Here is a 17,505-nt window from a genome sequence, read left to right as displayed (position 1 = left end):
ATGAATGTGATTGAGCAATGTCAAAGGCTGGTGTATGCCATTTACGAGCAAATGGATGCAAGTCATGATTTTCAGCATATTGAGCGAGTGTTAATGAATGCGGAAGCGATTTTACAAGCGGAGCCAACAGCGGACGAAAAAATCGTCAAGCTTGCGGTGTATTTACATGATGTTAGCGATGCAAAATATGTTACAGATAAATCGGCACAAAATGATATTTTAGGGCAACTTGTTTTAACGGACGCAGAGCGTCAACATATTGAGGATATTATCGAATCGGTCTCATTTAACGGTGGCAACTCACTTGAAGCTAAAACCATCGAGGCGAAAATTGTGCGTGATGCGGATCGTTTAGACGCAATTGGTGCTGTTGGTATTGCCCGTACATTTGCTTACGGCGGAGCAAAAGGGCGCAAGCTATACGATGATACGGAGGAAGCACGCTTTCAAATGACAGCAGATGAGTATCGCACAAAGTCAACAGCATCTGTCACACACTTTTACGAGAAGCTACTACTGTTAAAAGATTTAATGGTGACAGCAAAAGGGCGTGAAATGGCAGAGGCACGCCATGCGTTTATGGAGCAGTTTTTACAGCAGCTAGCCAATGAGAAAAATGGCAATGCCTAAAAATGGAGCTTGTTTGAAAAGGTTTTCCTTTTCAGACAGCTCCTTTTTTATAGGTGGAAAGTAGTGATTCGCCCGTGAGAAGGAGATTTTCGCCCATGAAAATGTAGCGTGCTACTTAATGTCCAATGCTGTGACATAAGTAGCCGTACCCTCTTTCCAAGTAGCGACGATTTCAATAATGTACGCCCCTTTTTCCTCTATTTCTTCAAGGGAAGAATACGTTTCGACAATCGCTTGATTACGCCATAAATTGATTTCTACCTCTGTTGGCTCTTTTGTAAAATGTAAGCTTATAGGTGCTGCTAGATTTACATTTGCACTTTGGTCAATGGCAACTATCTCATATGGAGGGGCATGGTCCGCCATAACATTAGTCGTTTGCCCTGAGCTCACATCAAAATAGCTCCAGCTATACGTTCCTCTATAAGTTTTAATTTGCTCATCAGCAATTGTTAATTGGACAGCAGGGGGCTCCATATTCTGATTGGGGCTAGCAGGTTTGCCCACACAGCCAGCTACTAATAACAAGAGCACTAAAATAAATCCGATTCGCATTGTCCATCACTCCTTTAGTAATTAGTCGGAGCTGCGAAAGGAAAGTTACAAAATACGTATTAGCTTGCTTTTTATTCATAAAATGTACGATTGGATGAATTGGAGCACATATGTAAGCTTATATTATTTGATGTACCAAAAGGGGCATTGAATGAATTAATGAAGCTCCCTGTAACTATTTCACAATATGCGTCAGAAAACATCGTTGATATTTGCCCATTAGATATTCATAAAGCGAGAAGCTTACAGGGGGACTTTATTGTGTTTGGCAATGATATGAATGATCGTACTTTATTTGAAGAGGCAAGCTATAGCATTTGTGTCGGTAACGGGGAAGTAGCGCAGTTTGCATCACGTATTATTACAGAGCAAGAAGTCGCACAAACAATTAGGACAATGAATAAATTTATACGAAAATTAAACTAAAAAGAAGTAAGAAATAGGGTTTAATTATGTAAATTTATGTGGAAGTACATTTTCCGATTATGTATATTTGTGTAAGAAGTAATAAATAGATTGGTAAAAATCTGTTGACTAAGCAATTGTGCATTGGCGTAATTGTTAGTGAATCATGGTAAAAAATGACGAGTGGTCAGTATCTATAGAGAGGGGGTAAGCGATATAATGTTAAAGAAAATTTTGAGGTCCTATATGATGATCTTTTGTTGGACAGGTTGCTGTGTTTTTCTATTTGCTTTTGTTAAAACATTACAAGAAGATTATTCAACTATTGGGCTATCCATATTTTTAATTGTAGCATCCTTGTTTTTACTTTGGGGAGGTATTCAATTTTGGAAAATGGGGAAAAGGAGCAAAAGAAAAACAACGAGCGAATCCGTATTAATTAAGTTAAAAAATGAATGGCTAGTGAAAAGAAAGAAAAAGGCAGAAGCGAAGAAGCGAATAGAGCATCAGTATTTGGTACTGCAAGAGGATTTGAGGCTTTTGCAAGAAACAGTGGAGCTGATGAAATCCGCTAAAAGTATTGATCTTTTGCTAGACAGATTTAATTTAGCTTGTAGAATGGCATCAAATATTGAGGAAGGAAAAAAGGCTGGTATTCCTTTTAATCATACATTCATGTCTGACAAAGAATTACGTGAATTAACTAATCGATTAATACCAATTGTAATAAATGATTCATATTTAAAAATGAAGATGGGGACATTTAAGTTAGACAGAAAAGAAGAACAGTTAGAGAGATTTGAAAGTTATCTGCACTTACTTAAAAAATATGAAAATGATATCGCTTTTGCTAGCAACTATATGAAGACTATTGCTAACGTAGAAGATGATATAAATCACTTAAAAAAAGCACAATTTACTTGAGATATTTTACGGCTGTCTATTAAGTTGCGTAGACAATTGGAGGAATGAACAAATGAGAAAATTACAAAAAGGTGATGAAATACGTGTGATTGCGCCGAGCCGCAGTGCACAGATTTTAGGTGAGGAAGGCATCAAAAAAGCGACACAAGCATTAGAAAATATGGGCTTCCGTGTAAGCTTTGGTGAATATATTTATACATGTGATATGCAAAGCTCTGCATCTATTGAGGAGCGTGTTGCAGACCTTCACGCTGCATTTGCGGATGACAATGTGAAAGCAATTTTAACGGCGATTGGTGGCTTTAATAGCAATGAGCTGCTACCGTATTTAGATTATGAGCTGATTGCTCGTCATCCAAAAATCCTCTGTGGCTATAGCGATATTACAGCATTGGCAACAGCGATTCATCATAAGTGCGAATTTATTACCTATTCAGGACCGCATTTTTCAAGCTTTCAAATGGCTGGTTTACAGGCATATCAAACAAAATATTTTCGAGAATGCTTTATGAACGAAGCGCCATATGACATTGAGCCATCCGAGAAATGGAGCGATGATTTATGGTTTTTAGATCAAGACAACAGGCAGTATGAGGCGACGGAATGGAAAGTGTATACAGAGGGACAGGCACAGGGCAAATTATATGGTGGCAATCTTTGCACATTGAATTTGCTACAAGGCACGCCGTACATGCCTGAGCTAAAGGATTGCATTTTATTTGTTGAAGATGACGAAGAAACAAAGCCTGAAACGTTTGCACGCGATTTAACCTCATTGCTACAAGTGGCAAGCGATGTGAAGGCACTATTAATTGGGCGTTTTCAACGAGTGAGTAAAGTGACAAGTGAGCAGCTACGCTTTATTTTAGACAAACACCCGTTATTGCAAGACATCCCTGTCATGTATGATGTGGACTTTGGGCATACACAGCCAATTATGACATTGCCAATCGGCGGAGAAATTGCGGTGGATACAGCTAGTAAAAAGATTTCAATAATACAATTTTAACAAGGGGCGTGTTCGAAAATCATTTTTTGAGCACGCCTTTATACTGATATCAGCGGGTTTTGAGGAAATATCGGCGACTTTTGAAATATATCGGCGGCTTTCCAAAATCCTGCTGCTGATAAAGTCTAAATTTTGCTAAGACAACCTCAACCTGTGCAATTCCCTCGCATTTCCTCTATAATAAAAACAAATGCATGAAAGAGATGAGAATAGATGAGTCATTTAATCGTATCGAATTTAACGAAAACGGTAGGCGATAAAACGTTATTTAATAATATCGAATTTACCATTTATGAGGGGGAGCGCGCGGGGCTAATCGGTATTAACGGTACAGGTAAGTCGACATTGCTATCGATTTTAGCAGGCACACAGGAGGCTGATAAAATCGAGCTGGACCATCCGAATAAATATCGCGTCGCTTATTTAGAGCAGGATCCGACCTTTGCACAAGGAGAAACGGTGTTACAGGCTGTGTTCGCAGGAGATTCCCCCGTCTTACAATTAAACCGTACATATGAGGAGGCAGTTGCCAAATTAGCAGCTGACCCGACAAATGAAGCGTTGCAAAATCAATTATTTCACCTACAGCAGCGCATGGATACAGAGGGCGCATGGGATGTCAATGCACTTGCCAAGCAGGCACTGACAAAGCTGGGTATTGATATGTTTGAGCATCATGTGACAGAGCTGTCAGGTGGACAACAAAAGCGTGTAGCACTTGCTCGCGTACTAATTGAGCCTGCGGATTTATATTTGCTGGATGAGCCAACTAACCATTTGGACATTGAATCGACAGAATGGCTACAGGAGATGGTGACACGTTTAAAGGGAGCGGTCATTTTTATTACGCATGACCGTTACTTTTTAGATGAGGTAGCAACGCATATTTATGAGTTAGCCGATCAAACGCTGTATCGCCATACAGGGAATTATGCAGACTACCTAGAAGCAAGAGCGATTCGGGAAGAAATGACAGCGGCGACACAGGCGAAGCTGCGCAACCGTTATCGCAATGAGCTGAAATGGATTCGTCGTGGTGCGAAGGCGAGAACGACGAAGCAAAAGGCGCGCATCCAACGCTTTGAGGAGCTGGATGATAAAATTGACCGCTCACACGATGATGCCAATTTAGAGCTAGGTCTTGCAACAACGCGCTTAGGAAAAAAGGTGCTAGAGGCGGAGAGCATTTCAAAGCAATTTGGTGAGCGCATTATTTTACAGGACTTTAGCTTTTTAATTCAGCAAGGCGATCGCATCGGCATTATCGGGGCGAATGGGCATGGCAAATCGACGCTGCTCAATATGTTAGCAGGAGAGCTAGAGCCAGACAAAGGAGAGGTTATTGTTGGCTCAACCGTGAAGCGACTGCATTTTAAGCAAGCATTGCCAAAAATGAATGAAAACCAGCGCATGATTGAATATGTGCGCGAGGCATCGAATGATATTACCGATGCAGATGGCATTCGCTATAGCGCAGCGCAAATGCTGGAGCGCTTTTTATTCCCGGTACATACGCATGGCACGCCGATTGGCAAGCTGTCGGGCGGTGAACGCAAGCGACTACATTTACTGCGCTTATTAATGGAGCAGCCCAACGTCCTGTTACTTGACGAGCCGACGAATGATTTAGATATTGAAACACTTGGCGTGTTGGAGGACTTTATTGAGCAATTCCCTGGCGTTGTTATGACGATTTCCCACGACCGCTTCTTCCTAGACCGTATTGCGAAAAAGCTGTGGATACTAGATGGCAAAGGGCAAGTCGAGGAAAGCTTAATGATTTACTCGGATTATTTAATAGAGAAAACACAGGTACAACAGCAGGCAATAAAAGAGGAAAAGCAAGACAAGCCGAAGCAGGAAAAAATCAAGCAAGAAAAGAAACGACTTAGCTTCAAGGAGCAAAAGGAATGGGAAACAATTGCGGCAGACATTGAAAAAGTTGAGCAGCAAATTATGGATACAGAAGATGGTATTGCGACAGCAGGTGCTGATTTTACAAAATTGCAGGAGCTAACGCAAAAGCTTGATGAACTCAACGCAACATACGAGCACCTTATTGAGCGCTGGAGCTATTTAGATGAAATTGCCAACGGATAGGAGACGTGAAGAATGAAAATACTTACAATTGAACCAACACCAAGTCCAAATTCAATGAAAGTGGTCATTGATCAAGAGCTGCCATTTGGCACAAGCTTTAACTACACCAAGGAGAACGTAGCAGAAGCACCAGCCTTTATTCAGGCAATTTTTGCCGTGGAAGGTGTTAAAGGCATTTATCATGTGGCAGATTTTTTAGCGGTAGAGCGCAATGCAAAATTTGCATGGGAAAATATTTTATCAGGCATCCGCACAGCCCTAGGAGAAAATGACACAACGAATTCTGTTGAAAATCAAGTCGTTGACCATTTCGGTGAAGTATATGTGCATGTGCAAATGTTTAAAGGGCTTCCTTTGCAAGTCAAAGCCTTTGATAGCGAAGGGGAGGTGCGTGTTGCAACAGGTGAAGCTTATACGACGGCATTCCAGCAAATGCAAACGAAAGATAGCGATGAAAACTATATTTTCCTACGTAAATGGGTCGATTATGGTGTGCGCTATGGCGACAAACAAGAAGTAGCAGAAAACATCTTGCAGGAAATATGGGCGACCTTCCCAGCAGAGCGCATTCAAGCAATTGTAGAGGCGGCAAACAATAAAGCGAGCTATACGCCAGCCCCTCGTGAAAGGGTGACATTAGCGCAGCTACAGCAAACGCAAGATTGGCAGGAGCGTTTCCAATTGCTTGACCAAATGCCTGACCCAGAGGTAGAAGACATTGAAATGCTGAGCTTTGCGCTACAGGATGACCAAATGGCCATTCGCCGTTTAGCAACCGTTTATTTAGGGATGATTGAAGATGAGGCAGTTGTTCCTGTGTTGGAGCAGGCATTGCAAGATAAAAGTGCCGCAGTACGCCGAACAGCAGGGGACTGTATGAGCGATTTAGGCCTCGTTCAATTTGAAAATGCGATGATTCAAGCATTGCAGGATAAAAACAAATTAGTGCGTTGGCGTGCCGCAATGTTTTTATATGAAACAGGAACGGAGCATGCGCTACAAGCGTTGCACCAAGCAGCGGAAGACAAAGAATTTGAAGTAAAGCTACAAGTGAAGATGGCGATTGCCCGTATCGAGCAAGGCGAGGAAGCAAAGGGCTCTGTTTGGAAACAGATGACGGATGTGCGCTCAGAAAATTAACAAAAAAACATATGGGTACATAGCCCATATGTTTTTTGTTATATATCTAAATAATCGAAATTATATGACTTTTAATAAAAAGATGCTATAAGGTATTATTTCGTATATACTAATACTCATATTTGTAAGAATGAGAAGGTGAGCATTATGTCTATACGCACGAAAATTTTTATTAGCTTTGCAACTATTCTCCTAATGGTGTTGATTGCATCAGGAATAAATTATACACAGCTTCAGCGTGTTCAGTCGATGTATGAAAAGATGATTAACGAGGAGCAGGCAAATGTCTTAACGATTGCGGATATTCGCAATAATATGACGACACAAGGTATGATGATTCGACAATATGTAATTTCGGGTGATATGAGCATTTTGCCTGAAATTATTGAACAACGCGAGCAGATGAATGGGTTACTAGCAACATTAGAGCAAAATAATCAAGATACATATGTAAGTGAAGAGCTTTTAGCCATTGATGGCTATATGGAGGAATTTAACTTGGCAATGGAGGATGCTATTTCGCAAACGAAAGCGATGAATTATGACCGTGCCAAGTCCATTATTGTCAATCAATTACGTCCACCAAACCAAAGCTTAATCCAGCGTGCGACAAATTTAACAAAGCATTATGAAGCAAATTTAGAACAAATACAGAAGGAAGCAAAAACGGCGGCTAAATCGGCTTCTTTATTAAGTGCTATCGTCCTTGTGTTAAGCATTATTGTCGCAGTTATTATTAGCATTATCATGAGCAAAAACTTTTTAAATCCAATCAAGAAGCTACAATCGGCTTTAAGCGTCATTGCACAAGGCAATTTACAGCAGGATGACATACAAGTGAAATCAAAGGATGAATTTCGCGATTTAGCAGATTCATTTAATTTAATGAAAAATGAATTGAAAACAGTGATTATATCAGTGGCAGAAAATACAACAAAATTATCTGATTCAAGTGAACAGCTAACGAAAAATACGAATGCGGTCGCTTCATCGGTTCAGCAAACTTCAGCAGTAGCAGATAAGCTAGCGATAGGCTCACATCATTCGGCAACTGCGGCGAATGAAAGCGCGACCGCAATGGATGAAACGGCGGAGGCTGTGCAAAAAATCGTTCACTCGACGGTTGCACTCCATACAAATGCACTAACGACACAAACGTTAGCAAGCGAAGGAAGCAGCAATATCGAAATAGCTGGGAAACAAATGCAGGAAATTCAACAATCGACTACTTTAACGAGCAATTTAATTGATCAATTAATCGCACGTTCCAATGAAATTGACCAAATTACAGCAGCAATTACGGAAATTACAGAGCAAACGAATTTATTAGCATTGAATGCAGCAATCGAGGCAGCAAGAGCTGGCGAGCATGGCAAAGGCTTTTCAATTGTGGCAGAAGAAGTGCGCCGTTTAGCGGAACAATCGAAGCACTCTGCAGCAGCCATTGTCCAAGTGACAACGGCAATTAGACAAGATACGGAGCATGTCGCACAAGCGATTCATGATAGCGTGCAAAATGCAGCGACAGGTGTAACCGTCGTACAAACTGCTGGCGAAACCTTCGATAAAATTCATACGGCTATTGAAGAGATGACGGAGGAAATTGGTGCCGTGTCATCGCTCACAGAGCATATTTCAGCAACAGCTGAAGAAGTGGCAGCATCTGTGGCGCACATTGCATCTGATGCAAATGATGCGGCAAGCTACACGCAAGAGGTGGCGAGCATGACCCAGCAGCAAGTGAATGTATTACAAGAATTAAATACGATATCTTCGGAATTAAAAAATCAATCTATGCATTTACAAAATATTGTTGAAAAGTTTGAATGTTAAAAAAGAGCAGCTTGGTAAGGAATTATCCTTCCAAGCTGCTTTTTCGCTGTGGCTTAAATAAAATATACAGTATGCTGCCGAAAATAAGAATAATCCCAAGTATTTGCAAAGTATCAGGTCTAAATGACAAAATTAAAATATCAAGTAAAATGGCAACGACAGGGTCGACAAAAACGAGCACAGAAACAATAATCGTCGATAAATTGCGAATGCTATCAAAAAATAAATAGTATACGAAGCCTGTATGTATAATGCCTGTTCCTAAAATAAATAGCCAATTTGTCATTGTCAGTCCTTCAAATACAGCAAAATCGCAAAAAGGTAGCAGCATGACAATGCCAATCGCTGTTTGGATAAATGTTAATGCATAAGACGAAAGCCCGTTAATATTTTTGCTCGTAAACATCGTCAGCGCATAAAAAATGGCAGACAATAAAGCCCAAATGAAGCCGGAATTAAACAGTTGGTCGAGCGATTGAAAATGCTCGATACCAACGATTAAGATGCTACCAAAAAAGCAAATCGTAGTTGCCATAATCGCAGATAACGTCATTTTTTCAGCAAGTAAAATGGCACCAAGTAACAGAACGAAAATAGGAGCTAAATTATAAATGGAAATCGCCACAGAAATGGACATTTCCTCAAATGCTTTAAATAAAAATACCCAGTTTAACACTAAAAAAACACCGCATAATGCGGTTGTCCAAACTTGCTTTTTATCCCAGCGCTCCGTTTTTAAACCGCCTGTTAATAGCCATAAGCTTCCTAAAAATAATGTCGCAAAAATACAGCGCACAAAAACAAGCTCTACTGCGGGAATGCCAGTATACTTTGTAAAAAAGCCAATCGAGCCAAATATCGCCATCGAAACTGTTAATTTAATGATGGCTTGTACTTGCATTGCTAATTCCTCCTTTTAAAATATCTGTATTATACCATATGTTCTGAATTTTTAAAAAATTAATTTTTTTAAGCAATCATTGTATAATATTACATATATTATATAAGGGGGTCAATAGATGGAAAATAGGATGCCAAATCGTTATGTGTTTTTTGTGATTGGTACATGCTTACTCGTTTCTTCGCCAATCCTTATTTTTATCATTCCACGCATGATTCCGATCACATTTTATTTTGTGAAATACACGTGGGTGTATTTCGTGCCAATGAAAACTTTTGTAGTGTTTGGGATTGGCATTGCGCTGCTTATTATTTGCTGTGCACTTTTATTTTTCGGGAAAATGAGAAGATGGGCAATTGGGGGAAGTAGTATTTTATTTTTAGTGGCACTTTTTATGTTTTATGGCAGCTCTCGCTGCTATCTGACAATGGCTGATGATGGTTTTACATACAGAGGGCTCTTTGAGTATGAAAAGCAGCACGCAGGCTGGGAAAATGTTACACAAATTGAGCGTATTGAAGTGCCAGTCGGTAAGAGTGGTAATGCTACATATTTAGTATCACTTGATAATGGGGATGTGTTATCGTTCAAGGAAATTCCACATGTGCAAGAAAAGCGCAGCAAAATGCGCGTGAAATATGGGAAATATAATATTCCTGTGATTTATACGAATTAATCAACATTTTTTATGGACATGTTTTCAAAGGGGGATTATACATGGAAAGTAACGTATCACGTCGTTATATATTTTTTATATTGGGAGTTTGTTTGTTGATTTTTTCACCAGCGATTATTTTCTTTATTCCTTCTGCTATTCCAATGACTTTTTATTTTGAGCGGGATATGTGGTTTTATTACACACCGCTAGAAACTTATATTGTTTTTGGGATAGGGGTGGCACTATTGATTGCATGCTGTGCCGTGCTGTTCTTCGGGAAAAAGAAAAAAATCTCCATTCCATCAGGGATTTTGCTGTTTATAGGGGCAATTGTTTTATTTTATGGAAGTGCTAAATGCTATATCGCAATGAATGATAAAGGACTTACATATAGAGGGGTATTTGGCTCTGACAAAAAGCATGCTAGCTGGGAAGATATTAAAGAGGTCGAGCTGGTTGAAGTGCCGATGAATGAATCAGGAAGCTCAAAATTTATTGTGGAATTGAAGAATGGGGAAGTCATTACGTTTAAAGAAACAGTGCATGTGCAAGAGAGTCGAGGTGGTATGCGCTGGAAATATGAGGAATATAAAATTCCTGTTACTTATACAGACGCAAGTGAGGTCAAATAAACATCAAGAGGCTGCCGAATTTTGGCAGCTCTCTTTCATTTAGCTTCGTATTTGTCCGTTTCCATAAATGTAGTATTTTGTTGATGTTAATGCTGGTAAGCCCATCGGTCCACGCGCATGTAGCTTTTGTGTCGAGATACCAACCTCTGCGCCATAGCCGAATTCAAAGCCATCTGTAAAGCGTGTGGATGCATTATGGTAAACTGCTGCCGCATCAACCATTGTTAAAAATAAATCGGCATGTGCTTGCGTCATAGTAATAATTGCTTCCGAATGCTTTGTGCTATATTTTTGAATATGCTCAATTGCCTGCGTCACAGAATCAACGGTTTTAATACTTAACGACAATGCTAAAAATTCCTCCGCATAATGTGTTTCACTCGCTGGAATTGCCTGCTCACACAACTCGCACACTACCTCATCTCCGTAAATTGTAATACTTAACTCTCGCAAAAAGGCAAAAAACTCGCTGCCATACTGCTGTAAAAACTGGCGGTGCACGACTAGACTTTCCACCGCATTACATACGGAGGGACGCTGTGTTTTGGCATTTTGAATAATATCGCATACGATTTTAAACGGAGCAGTATCGTCAATAAAAATATGACAATTGCCTGCACCTGTTTCAAGCACGGGCACGCTTGCCTCGCGCACAACCGTATCAATTAAGTCTTTGCCACCACGTGGAATAAGTACATCTAAAAATTCATTTAAATGAAACAGTGATTTTGCTGTTTCTCTGCTTGTATCTTCTATTAAAAGAACAGCATCTAATGGGAAGTTTACTTGCGCTAACGCCGTATGGATGGATGCAACTAAGGCTATATTCGAATGCTTCGCAGAGGAGCTACCTCGCAATAAAATGGCGTTGCCTGTTTTTAATGCTAATGTAGCAGCATCAATTGTCACGTTTGGACGAGCCTCATAAATCATCCCGATAACGCCAAGCGGTACACGCTTTTTTACAATCTGGAGCCCGTTTTCCTTCTCAATATTTTCAAGTGTTTCACCAACTGGATCAGGTAGCCTAGCTAATAATTGAATGGCTTCACACATCGTCTGAATGCGTGTTTCATTGAGCATAATGCGGTCAAGTACAGCTGTGGAAAGTCCTATATCAGCCCCTTGCTGTAAATCCAGTCGGTTTGCTTTGATAATGTTCTCCGCATCCATTTGTAATTGTCTAGAGATTGCTGCAAGTGCTTTATTTTTCTCGTCTGTTGTTTTCATATTCATAAGGATGCTTGCTTTTTTGGCACGTCGCCCTTTTTCTATTACTTCATTTGCCATCGATTTAAACCTCCTTTAATTGTACCCAATAATCACGATGAATGACCTCGGGGGGCTGCTTCAATTCTGTACTACGCTTGCCCATTGCCTGCATGAGCTCCTCCTTCGAATACTTCACTTCACCGCGCCCAACACAGTGATGCTGGTAAAATACTTCGACAACATCGCCTTCCTTGAAATGCCCCTCCAATGCATAAACACCTGCGGGCAATAAGCTTTTCCCATCAGCTGTTAACGCCTTGACCGCACCTTCATCAATAAAAATTTTCCCTGCTACCTCAGATAAGCGTAGCCATTGTCTGCGATTCGATAAAATGGATGCTGTTTCACTCGCAATATACGTGCCATCGCCATCGCCTGCTAAAATACGGAGCAGTTTGTCAGCACCAATGCCTTTGCCGATAAATACATGGCTGCCTGCCTCGATAGCATAGCGTGCGGCGAGTAGCTTCGATTCCATTCCACCAGTGCCAATCTTTGAGCTGCTACCAGATGTTACCTTAAGCAGCTCATCTGGTATATGTGTTAAGAAATCGAAGCGCTTAGCATCGGGATTTTTCATTGGATTCATTGTATATAGGCCATTGACATCCGTTAAAATAATGAGCTGATCTGCATGCACAAGCCCTGCAACTAATGCGGACAGCATATCATTATCACCAAACGTCAGTTCAGCAATAGAAATTGTGTCGTTTTCATTAATAATTGGCAAAACAGCACGCTCTAACAGCTCCGAAAAGGTCGCATGGGCATTTTGATAGCGCTCCTTTTCACTAAAATCGGTGCGTGTCAGCAACACTTGCGCAGAAACGATGTTATGCTGGAGAAATGCTTCGTTATAAAGCTGAATTAATAAGCTTTGCCCAACTGCCGCCGCTGCTTGCTTGCCTTTCATCGTGACAGGGCGAGAAGGGTAACCTAGTCTGCGAAAGCCTGCTGCCACTGCACCAGATGATACGAGCAGCACTTCATGACCGGCGAGCTTCAGCTTCGCAAGTGCTGCAATATGATCATTGAATTTTTCAACATCGATTTCTCCTTTATTGTTTGTCAGCGAGCTGCTCCCAATTTTTACAACAATGCGTTTGCGTTCCATATTTGTTCCTCCTCATTAGAAAAAGCCCATTTCGTCCTAAATTGCTTAGGACGAAATGGGCTTCCGTGGTACCACCTAAATTGAATGCATGTCGCGCATTCCACTTATCTCATAACGCTGAGTGAGCGCTTAGTTTGGCTAAGGGCGTGTTGAAGGAGGTTGGGCGGGTGGTCTATACGAATTTTACAGCCGACAATTCGCTCTCTGTTAATAGCCAGTTACCGCTTACTAGTCTTCAATAAGCAAAATATATGTTACATAGCATGCATCATCCTATCAATTTTGTCAATATTTATTTAGAATATTCCGATAAAGTGAACCTTCAATCAGTGGGGATTTTCCTCATCCCCCATTGATTGGTAGTTTCACCAATCGGGTTTTTACAGGCTGTTTGATTCCCCACTTCAACACTTTGATTTTATCTGCTGTTTTGAGATGGGGGTCTTACAGCCTGTTAATACGGGATAAATAAAAATGTATTCATACTGAATTTTGCATAAAAATACATTTTACTTTATGGAAATATGCTTTTTTTATTATTTTTTTGCAGAAAATAGACTGCTTCGAAATTTGTCTGCTTGCTGCGCGCTAGCTATAGTTGAAGCACCTAGGAATAAACCGCTTGTGCACAATGCAAAAGGACTTTTTTAATGGACTTTGAACAATGCTATGAGCAGTATAAACCGTTAATTCAAAAGGTGTTATATCGCTGTCGTGTATACGGTCATTTTGATGAATTTCACCATATTGCAACAGTTGCATTATGGGAAGCGTTGCAGTCATATGATAGCAAAAAGGGAAGCTTTGAAACATATGCCTATTTTATGATGCGCTATCAAGTGATTGCGGAAATGCATAAGCAAAACAATCACCGCAATCGTCATCTATTAATTGGAGATGATGTGTTGCAAACATTTATCGAGCATGAACAAAATGAGGTGTTTATTGAGATGCCAGCATTAGCCATTGCATGGGAGGAGCTGACACCAGAGGAGCGCTATATTTTGCATAGCTATTACATGCAGCAAAATAGCGATAAGGAAATTGCTGAAAGCTTACAATTGAAAACAGACACAGTGAAAAAAAGAAGACAGCGTTTATTAAAACGTTTGAAAAATCAAATACAATAAATAAATGGCTGAAAAGCAGGCGAATATGCCGCTTTTCAGCCACTCTTATAAGTTGCTATAAAGCTGCTCAATAAATTGTGTGCGCTTCTCTGACGTTTGCTGGACATTATCAAGAAGCAATGCTCCAAGCTGATGGTTGTTGTTATCTCCAACTAAAAATTGCAAATTTACCGACTGCTCTTCACATGTTCCTTTAAATTCAACAACAGCTTGCTCACGCTGAGTTTTGAAAAAGACCCATTTACCTTTTGTGCAAGAATGGTCTAGCACCTCTTCAATCGTTGCTTCATTTTTTACACTAAATGATTGCTGCTTCATTTCATCTATGTATGGATTTGCTGTAATATCATCCTTTGGGCCATAAAAATAAACAAAAAGCCCAAGCATGCCGAGTGGTATAAGCCAAAAAATCGTACGTTTGCCAAATTTCATTTTTCTACCTCCTTATCAAGCATTATAGCATTTGCTTATGATGTGCGAATAGTGAAAAAAATGAATTGATTTTTTCAAAAATATTCCTTAAAATGAAGACGAAGGGGTGAATTGTTTGAATTTTATGATTGTTTTTCCTATATTAATAGTTTGGATTTTTATTCATTCGGTTATTAGCCAAAAATATTATTGGAAAGCAAGTCTTGCTAGCATATGCTTATATTTTGTTTGCATTGTTGCGCTACGAGACATGCTACCATTTCTTATCATTTTTTATATGTCCGCAATTTATTTGACGATGATGAGCATTGGTTGTTATAAGCAAAGAATTACAGTACGAGGATAGGACAGCCTATCCTCGTTTATTGCTATGTATTAACGTTCGCTTAGCTTTTCCACAACTTCCTTCAACAACATATTCCTCTCGCGCTGTAGCTTAATCAGTGAAATCGCAAACCATATCCCAACAATAATTGGTAAAACATAAATAATTAATAATGGTAATATTGCTAAACCTGTCAATCTATTTCCCTTCAATTCAATATTCTGTTTCATTATATATTAAATATGGAAAAAATAGAAATGTATTTAGAAAGAAATTTACAAACATATGTGCGTCTAATATAATGGAAATAACAGAAGGGAGCGATGTATAAAGTGAGAGCACTACTCATTGCCGAAAAGCCGTCGCTAATGCGAGATATTGAAAAAGTATATAAGCGGATGCAGTTGCCATACACAATTGACTTTGCCTCATTTGTGGGACATGTTGTGGAGTTAAAGGAGCCCCATGAATATAAAAAGGAATGGAAAAAGTGGGATTTAGCTGTTTTACCAATGATGCCTGAGCGCTACGAATTCCGCGTCAAAAAGACGGCCTATAAAGTGTACAAGGAGCTGGAGCAAAAGCTCAAAGCAGGACGCTATGATTTTATTATTAATGCGTGTGACGCAGGAATGGAAGGTGAAAATATTTTTTATTCCTTTTATAAAAAAGTAGGCTGCAAGCTGCCTGTTAAACGATTTTGGACATCGCAAACTACGGATAGTGCTATCCAAAAGGCATTAACGCATTTATTAGATGAAAACGATGCATTAATTCGTAATTTGCGCAATGCGGCGATGTATCGCATGATATTTGACTGGCTGATTGGCTTAAATTTAACACGTGTTGCCACAGTGAAGGGCGGGCGTACAATTAAAGTAGGGCGTGTTATGACGCCGACCCTTGCGATTGTTGTGCAGCGAGAGCTGGAAATTCGCAACTTTAAGCCAGAGCCCTATGCGCAGATTGAACTACAGCTACCTGAAATGACTGCATTATGGTTTGATCCAATCCAAAACACGAATAAAATACAGCCTGACAAAGTGCAGGAAATCGTCGCACGTATTACAGCAACAGCGCTTGTGAAGAAGCTAAACACAGAGCGTAAAATATTGCCTGCACCACCGCTTCATTCATTGTTAGAGCTGCAAAAGGAAGCGAATAAATTTTACGGCTTTACATCTGCCACGACATTGAAAATTGCGCAAAGCTTATATGAAAAAAAGCTCATCACTTATCCACGTACAGAATCAAAGCATTTACCAACAGCCTTTGCCGCAAATATTGCCGCACATTTACAAGCGATAAGTGCAGTGGAACAATATAAAGAAGTGACGGCTAGCATTTTAGGCAATCCACAAAAAATTCAACAGGTCACTGCCTCAAAGCGCTATGTTGATGATAAGAAATTGACCGACCATCATGCCATTACGGTAACAGATGTAGCAGTGGGACGCAAAAAGCTAACAGAGGCAGAATGGAAAGTCTACCATCTTATTTGTAAACGACTTTTAGCGATTTTTTTACCTGCCTACACATTCGATAAAACAACTGTCATTTTACAATCAGGTGGCGAGCTCTTTAAGCAAACAGGCAATGCGATTATCGAAAAAGGCTATACAGCTTTATATGAAGCATTTCGAAAAAAAGGCGAGCACCCACTGCCATCTTTGCAAGTAGATCAGCTATTGCCAATTGAAGACGTACAAGTGCTAGCGAAAATGACAGAGCCACCACCGCGTTACACAGATAGCACGCTGCTCGATGCGATGTTCCATGCAGGGCGCTTTGTGGAGGATGCACAGCTACAAAAAATATTAAAGGATGCAGAAGGAATTGGTACCTCCGCTACACGTGCCGAAATTATTGAAAAGCTATTAACAATCGGAATGCTAGCACGTCAAGGGAAAGCACTAGCCGCCACAGACTTCGGTATTGATGTCATCGCAAGCTTAGCTCATCATGATGTCGTTTCACCAGTATTAACAGCCGTTTGGAGTAAAAAGCTCAAGGACATTGTTGATGGAAAACTAAATGCTACTGCCTTTTACCGTGAAATGCTTGCCTTTGTAGAAGACACAACGGCACGTATGAAAGCATTGCAAATGGAGGTCGCTGAAAAGGAAATCGTCATCGTAGGAAGCTGCCCGCTATGTAAGGAGCCTGTTATAGAAGGCTTTCGTGCCTATACATGTCAAAACAAAGCCTGCAAATTTGCGATTAGCAAAGTGCTGATGAAAGGTAAAGTAACGCCAACAGACGCAAAAAAGCTACTCACAGGCAAAGAAACCCGCGAAATCCGCTTCACATGGAAAAGCGGTAAAAAGGGCAAGGCTCGCTTGAAATTGCAGGAGGGGAAGTTAGAGTTTATTTTTTAGTTTGGAAACAACTGTATTTTACAGATTATTTACTAACACTACCGAAAGAACTTACTAAAAAATTAAA

At 40.2% G+C, this 17,505-nt stretch carries 17 protein-coding genes; 11 read left to right on the top strand and 6 right to left on the bottom strand.

Going from position 1 to position 17,505, the window contains the following annotated elements; translation table 11 throughout:
* Positions 1 to 630: an HD domain-containing protein gene (locus R6U77_RS15860; RefSeq protein ID WP_319836399.1), complete on the top strand. Its 630-nt coding sequence runs from the start codon at positions 1 to 3 to the stop codon at positions 628 to 630.
* Between the two features lie 111 nt (positions 631 to 741).
* Here R6U77_RS15860 and R6U77_RS15855 read toward each other — a convergent pair whose 3' ends face one another.
* A complete protein-coding gene (locus R6U77_RS15855) occupies positions 742 to 1,185 on the bottom strand; it encodes a hypothetical protein (RefSeq protein WP_319836398.1) in 444 nt (147 codons plus the stop codon).
* A 99-nt stretch (positions 1,186 to 1,284) separates the two neighbouring features.
* Between R6U77_RS15855 and R6U77_RS15850 the strand changes: the two genes are divergently transcribed.
* From R6U77_RS15850 to R6U77_RS15825, 6 genes are all read left to right on the top strand, one after another.
* Positions 1,285 to 1,611, top strand: coding sequence for an HAD hydrolase family protein (locus R6U77_RS15850; RefSeq protein WP_319836397.1), 327 nt, complete (start codon positions 1,285 to 1,287; stop codon positions 1,609 to 1,611).
* Between the two features lie 198 nt (positions 1,612 to 1,809).
* Entirely contained in the window at positions 1,810 to 2,514 is a 705-nt protein-coding gene (locus R6U77_RS15845) for a hypothetical protein (RefSeq protein ID WP_293919973.1), read from the top strand.
* 52 nt (positions 2,515 to 2,566) lie between these two features.
* Positions 2,567 to 3,523: a S66 family peptidase gene (locus tag R6U77_RS15840; RefSeq protein WP_319836396.1), complete on the top strand. Its 957-nt coding sequence runs from the start codon at positions 2,567 to 2,569 to the stop codon at positions 3,521 to 3,523.
* 213 nt (positions 3,524 to 3,736) lie between these two features.
* Complete coding sequence (locus tag R6U77_RS15835; protein ID WP_319836395.1) at positions 3,737 to 5,623, top strand: ABC-F family ATP-binding cassette domain-containing protein; 1,887 nt, start codon at positions 3,737 to 3,739, stop codon at positions 5,621 to 5,623.
* Positions 5,624 to 5,635: 12 nt separating this feature from the next.
* A complete protein-coding gene (locus R6U77_RS15830; RefSeq protein WP_319836394.1) occupies positions 5,636 to 6,763 on the top strand; it encodes a conserved virulence factor C family protein in 1,128 nt (375 codons plus the stop codon).
* A 147-nt stretch (positions 6,764 to 6,910) separates the two neighbouring features.
* Positions 6,911 to 8,596 carry a methyl-accepting chemotaxis protein gene (locus R6U77_RS15825; RefSeq protein WP_319836393.1) on the top strand — a complete coding sequence of 562 codons (1,686 nt, stop codon included), beginning with the start codon at positions 6,911 to 6,913 and terminating at the stop codon, positions 8,594 to 8,596.
* Positions 8,597 to 8,618: 22 nt separating this feature from the next.
* Here R6U77_RS15825 and R6U77_RS15820 read toward each other — a convergent pair whose 3' ends face one another.
* The gene (locus tag R6U77_RS15820; protein ID WP_319836392.1) at positions 8,619 to 9,497 is read right to left on the bottom strand and encodes a DMT family transporter; all 879 of its coding nucleotides are present in this window, start codon (positions 9,495 to 9,497) and stop codon (positions 8,619 to 8,621) included.
* Between the two features lie 118 nt (positions 9,498 to 9,615).
* Here R6U77_RS15820 and R6U77_RS15815 point away from each other — a divergent pair, with 118 nt between their 5' ends.
* Positions 9,616 to 10,173 (top strand): hypothetical protein, encoded by a 558-nt coding sequence (locus tag R6U77_RS15815; protein WP_319836391.1) that lies wholly within the window; start codon positions 9,616 to 9,618, stop codon positions 10,171 to 10,173.
* 41 nt (positions 10,174 to 10,214) lie between these two features.
* The gene (locus R6U77_RS15810; protein ID WP_319836390.1) at positions 10,215 to 10,787 is read left to right on the top strand and encodes a hypothetical protein; all 573 of its coding nucleotides are present in this window, start codon (positions 10,215 to 10,217) and stop codon (positions 10,785 to 10,787) included.
* A 39-nt stretch (positions 10,788 to 10,826) separates the two neighbouring features.
* On the opposite strand, the gene R6U77_RS15805 is transcribed toward R6U77_RS15810, so the two are convergent.
* On the bottom strand, positions 10,827 to 12,077 hold the full coding sequence (locus R6U77_RS15805; RefSeq protein WP_319836389.1) for a glutamate-5-semialdehyde dehydrogenase: 1,251 nt from the start codon (positions 12,075 to 12,077) through the stop codon (positions 10,827 to 10,829).
* 4 nt (positions 12,078 to 12,081) lie between these two features.
* Entirely contained in the window at positions 12,082 to 13,173 is a 1,092-nt protein-coding gene (gene proB / locus R6U77_RS15800; RefSeq protein ID WP_319836388.1) for a glutamate 5-kinase, read from the bottom strand.
* Between the two features lie 650 nt (positions 13,174 to 13,823).
* On the opposite strand from proB, the gene R6U77_RS15795 reads away from it, so the two are divergent.
* Positions 13,824 to 14,303: an RNA polymerase sigma factor gene (locus R6U77_RS15795; protein WP_293919957.1), complete on the top strand. Its 480-nt coding sequence runs from the start codon at positions 13,824 to 13,826 to the stop codon at positions 14,301 to 14,303.
* Positions 14,304 to 14,348: 45 nt separating this feature from the next.
* Here R6U77_RS15795 and R6U77_RS15790 read toward each other — a convergent pair whose 3' ends face one another.
* Together R6U77_RS15790 and R6U77_RS15785 are read right to left on the bottom strand one after the other, a co-directional pair.
* Positions 14,349 to 14,735, bottom strand: coding sequence for a glucosamine 6-phosphate synthetase (locus R6U77_RS15790; protein ID WP_319836387.1), 387 nt, complete (start codon positions 14,733 to 14,735; stop codon positions 14,349 to 14,351).
* A 375-nt stretch (positions 14,736 to 15,110) separates the two neighbouring features.
* Entirely contained in the window at positions 15,111 to 15,257 is a 147-nt protein-coding gene (locus R6U77_RS15785) for a hypothetical protein (protein WP_293919954.1), read from the bottom strand.
* 126 nt (positions 15,258 to 15,383) lie between these two features.
* Between R6U77_RS15785 and R6U77_RS15780 the strand changes: the two genes are divergently transcribed.
* The gene (locus R6U77_RS15780) at positions 15,384 to 17,438 is read left to right on the top strand and encodes a type IA DNA topoisomerase (protein WP_319836386.1); all 2,055 of its coding nucleotides are present in this window, start codon (positions 15,384 to 15,386) and stop codon (positions 17,436 to 17,438) included.
* Positions 17,439 to 17,505 lie beyond the last annotated feature (67 nt).

It is taken from the genome of Lysinibacillus louembei, from assembly GCF_033880585.1.
GTDB lineage: Bacteria > Bacillota > Bacilli > Bacillales_A > Planococcaceae > Metasolibacillus > Metasolibacillus louembei.
The sequence above is the reverse complement of the archived record's forward strand: the minus strand, read 5'-3'. Positions and strand labels throughout refer to the sequence as shown.

Excerpts from the sequence above, each read along its gene's own strand:
- R6U77_RS15860 (WP_319836399.1), top strand. The coding sequence starts at position 1 with ATGAATGTGATTGAGCAATGTCAAAGGCTGGTGTATGCCATTTACGAG.
- R6U77_RS15855 (WP_319836398.1), bottom strand. The coding sequence starts at position 1,185 with ATGCGAATCGGATTTATTTTAGTGCTCTTGTTATTAGTAGCTGGCTGT.
- R6U77_RS15845 (WP_293919973.1), top strand. The coding sequence starts at position 1,810 with ATGTTAAAGAAAATTTTGAGGTCCTATATGATGATCTTTTGTTGGACA.
- R6U77_RS15840 (WP_319836396.1), top strand. The coding sequence starts at position 2,567 with ATGAGAAAATTACAAAAAGGTGATGAAATACGTGTGATTGCGCCGAGC.
- R6U77_RS15835 (WP_319836395.1), top strand. The coding sequence starts at position 3,737 with ATGAGTCATTTAATCGTATCGAATTTAACGAAAACGGTAGGCGATAAA.
- R6U77_RS15830 (WP_319836394.1), top strand. The coding sequence starts at position 5,636 with ATGAAAATACTTACAATTGAACCAACACCAAGTCCAAATTCAATGAAA.
- R6U77_RS15825 (WP_319836393.1), top strand. The coding sequence starts at position 6,911 with ATGTCTATACGCACGAAAATTTTTATTAGCTTTGCAACTATTCTCCTA.
- R6U77_RS15820 (WP_319836392.1), bottom strand. The coding sequence starts at position 9,497 with ATGCAAGTACAAGCCATCATTAAATTAACAGTTTCGATGGCGATATTT.
- R6U77_RS15815 (WP_319836391.1), top strand. The coding sequence starts at position 9,616 with ATGGAAAATAGGATGCCAAATCGTTATGTGTTTTTTGTGATTGGTACA.
- R6U77_RS15810 (WP_319836390.1), top strand. The coding sequence starts at position 10,215 with ATGGAAAGTAACGTATCACGTCGTTATATATTTTTTATATTGGGAGTT.
- R6U77_RS15805 (WP_319836389.1), bottom strand. The coding sequence starts at position 12,077 with ATGGCAAATGAAGTAATAGAAAAAGGGCGACGTGCCAAAAAAGCAAGC.
- proB (WP_319836388.1), bottom strand. The coding sequence starts at position 13,173 with ATGGAACGCAAACGCATTGTTGTAAAAATTGGGAGCAGCTCGCTGACA.
- R6U77_RS15795 (WP_293919957.1), top strand. The coding sequence starts at position 13,824 with ATGGACTTTGAACAATGCTATGAGCAGTATAAACCGTTAATTCAAAAG.
- R6U77_RS15790 (WP_319836387.1), bottom strand. The coding sequence starts at position 14,735 with ATGAAATTTGGCAAACGTACGATTTTTTGGCTTATACCACTCGGCATG.
- R6U77_RS15780 (WP_319836386.1), top strand. The coding sequence starts at position 15,384 with ATGTATAAAGTGAGAGCACTACTCATTGCCGAAAAGCCGTCGCTAATG.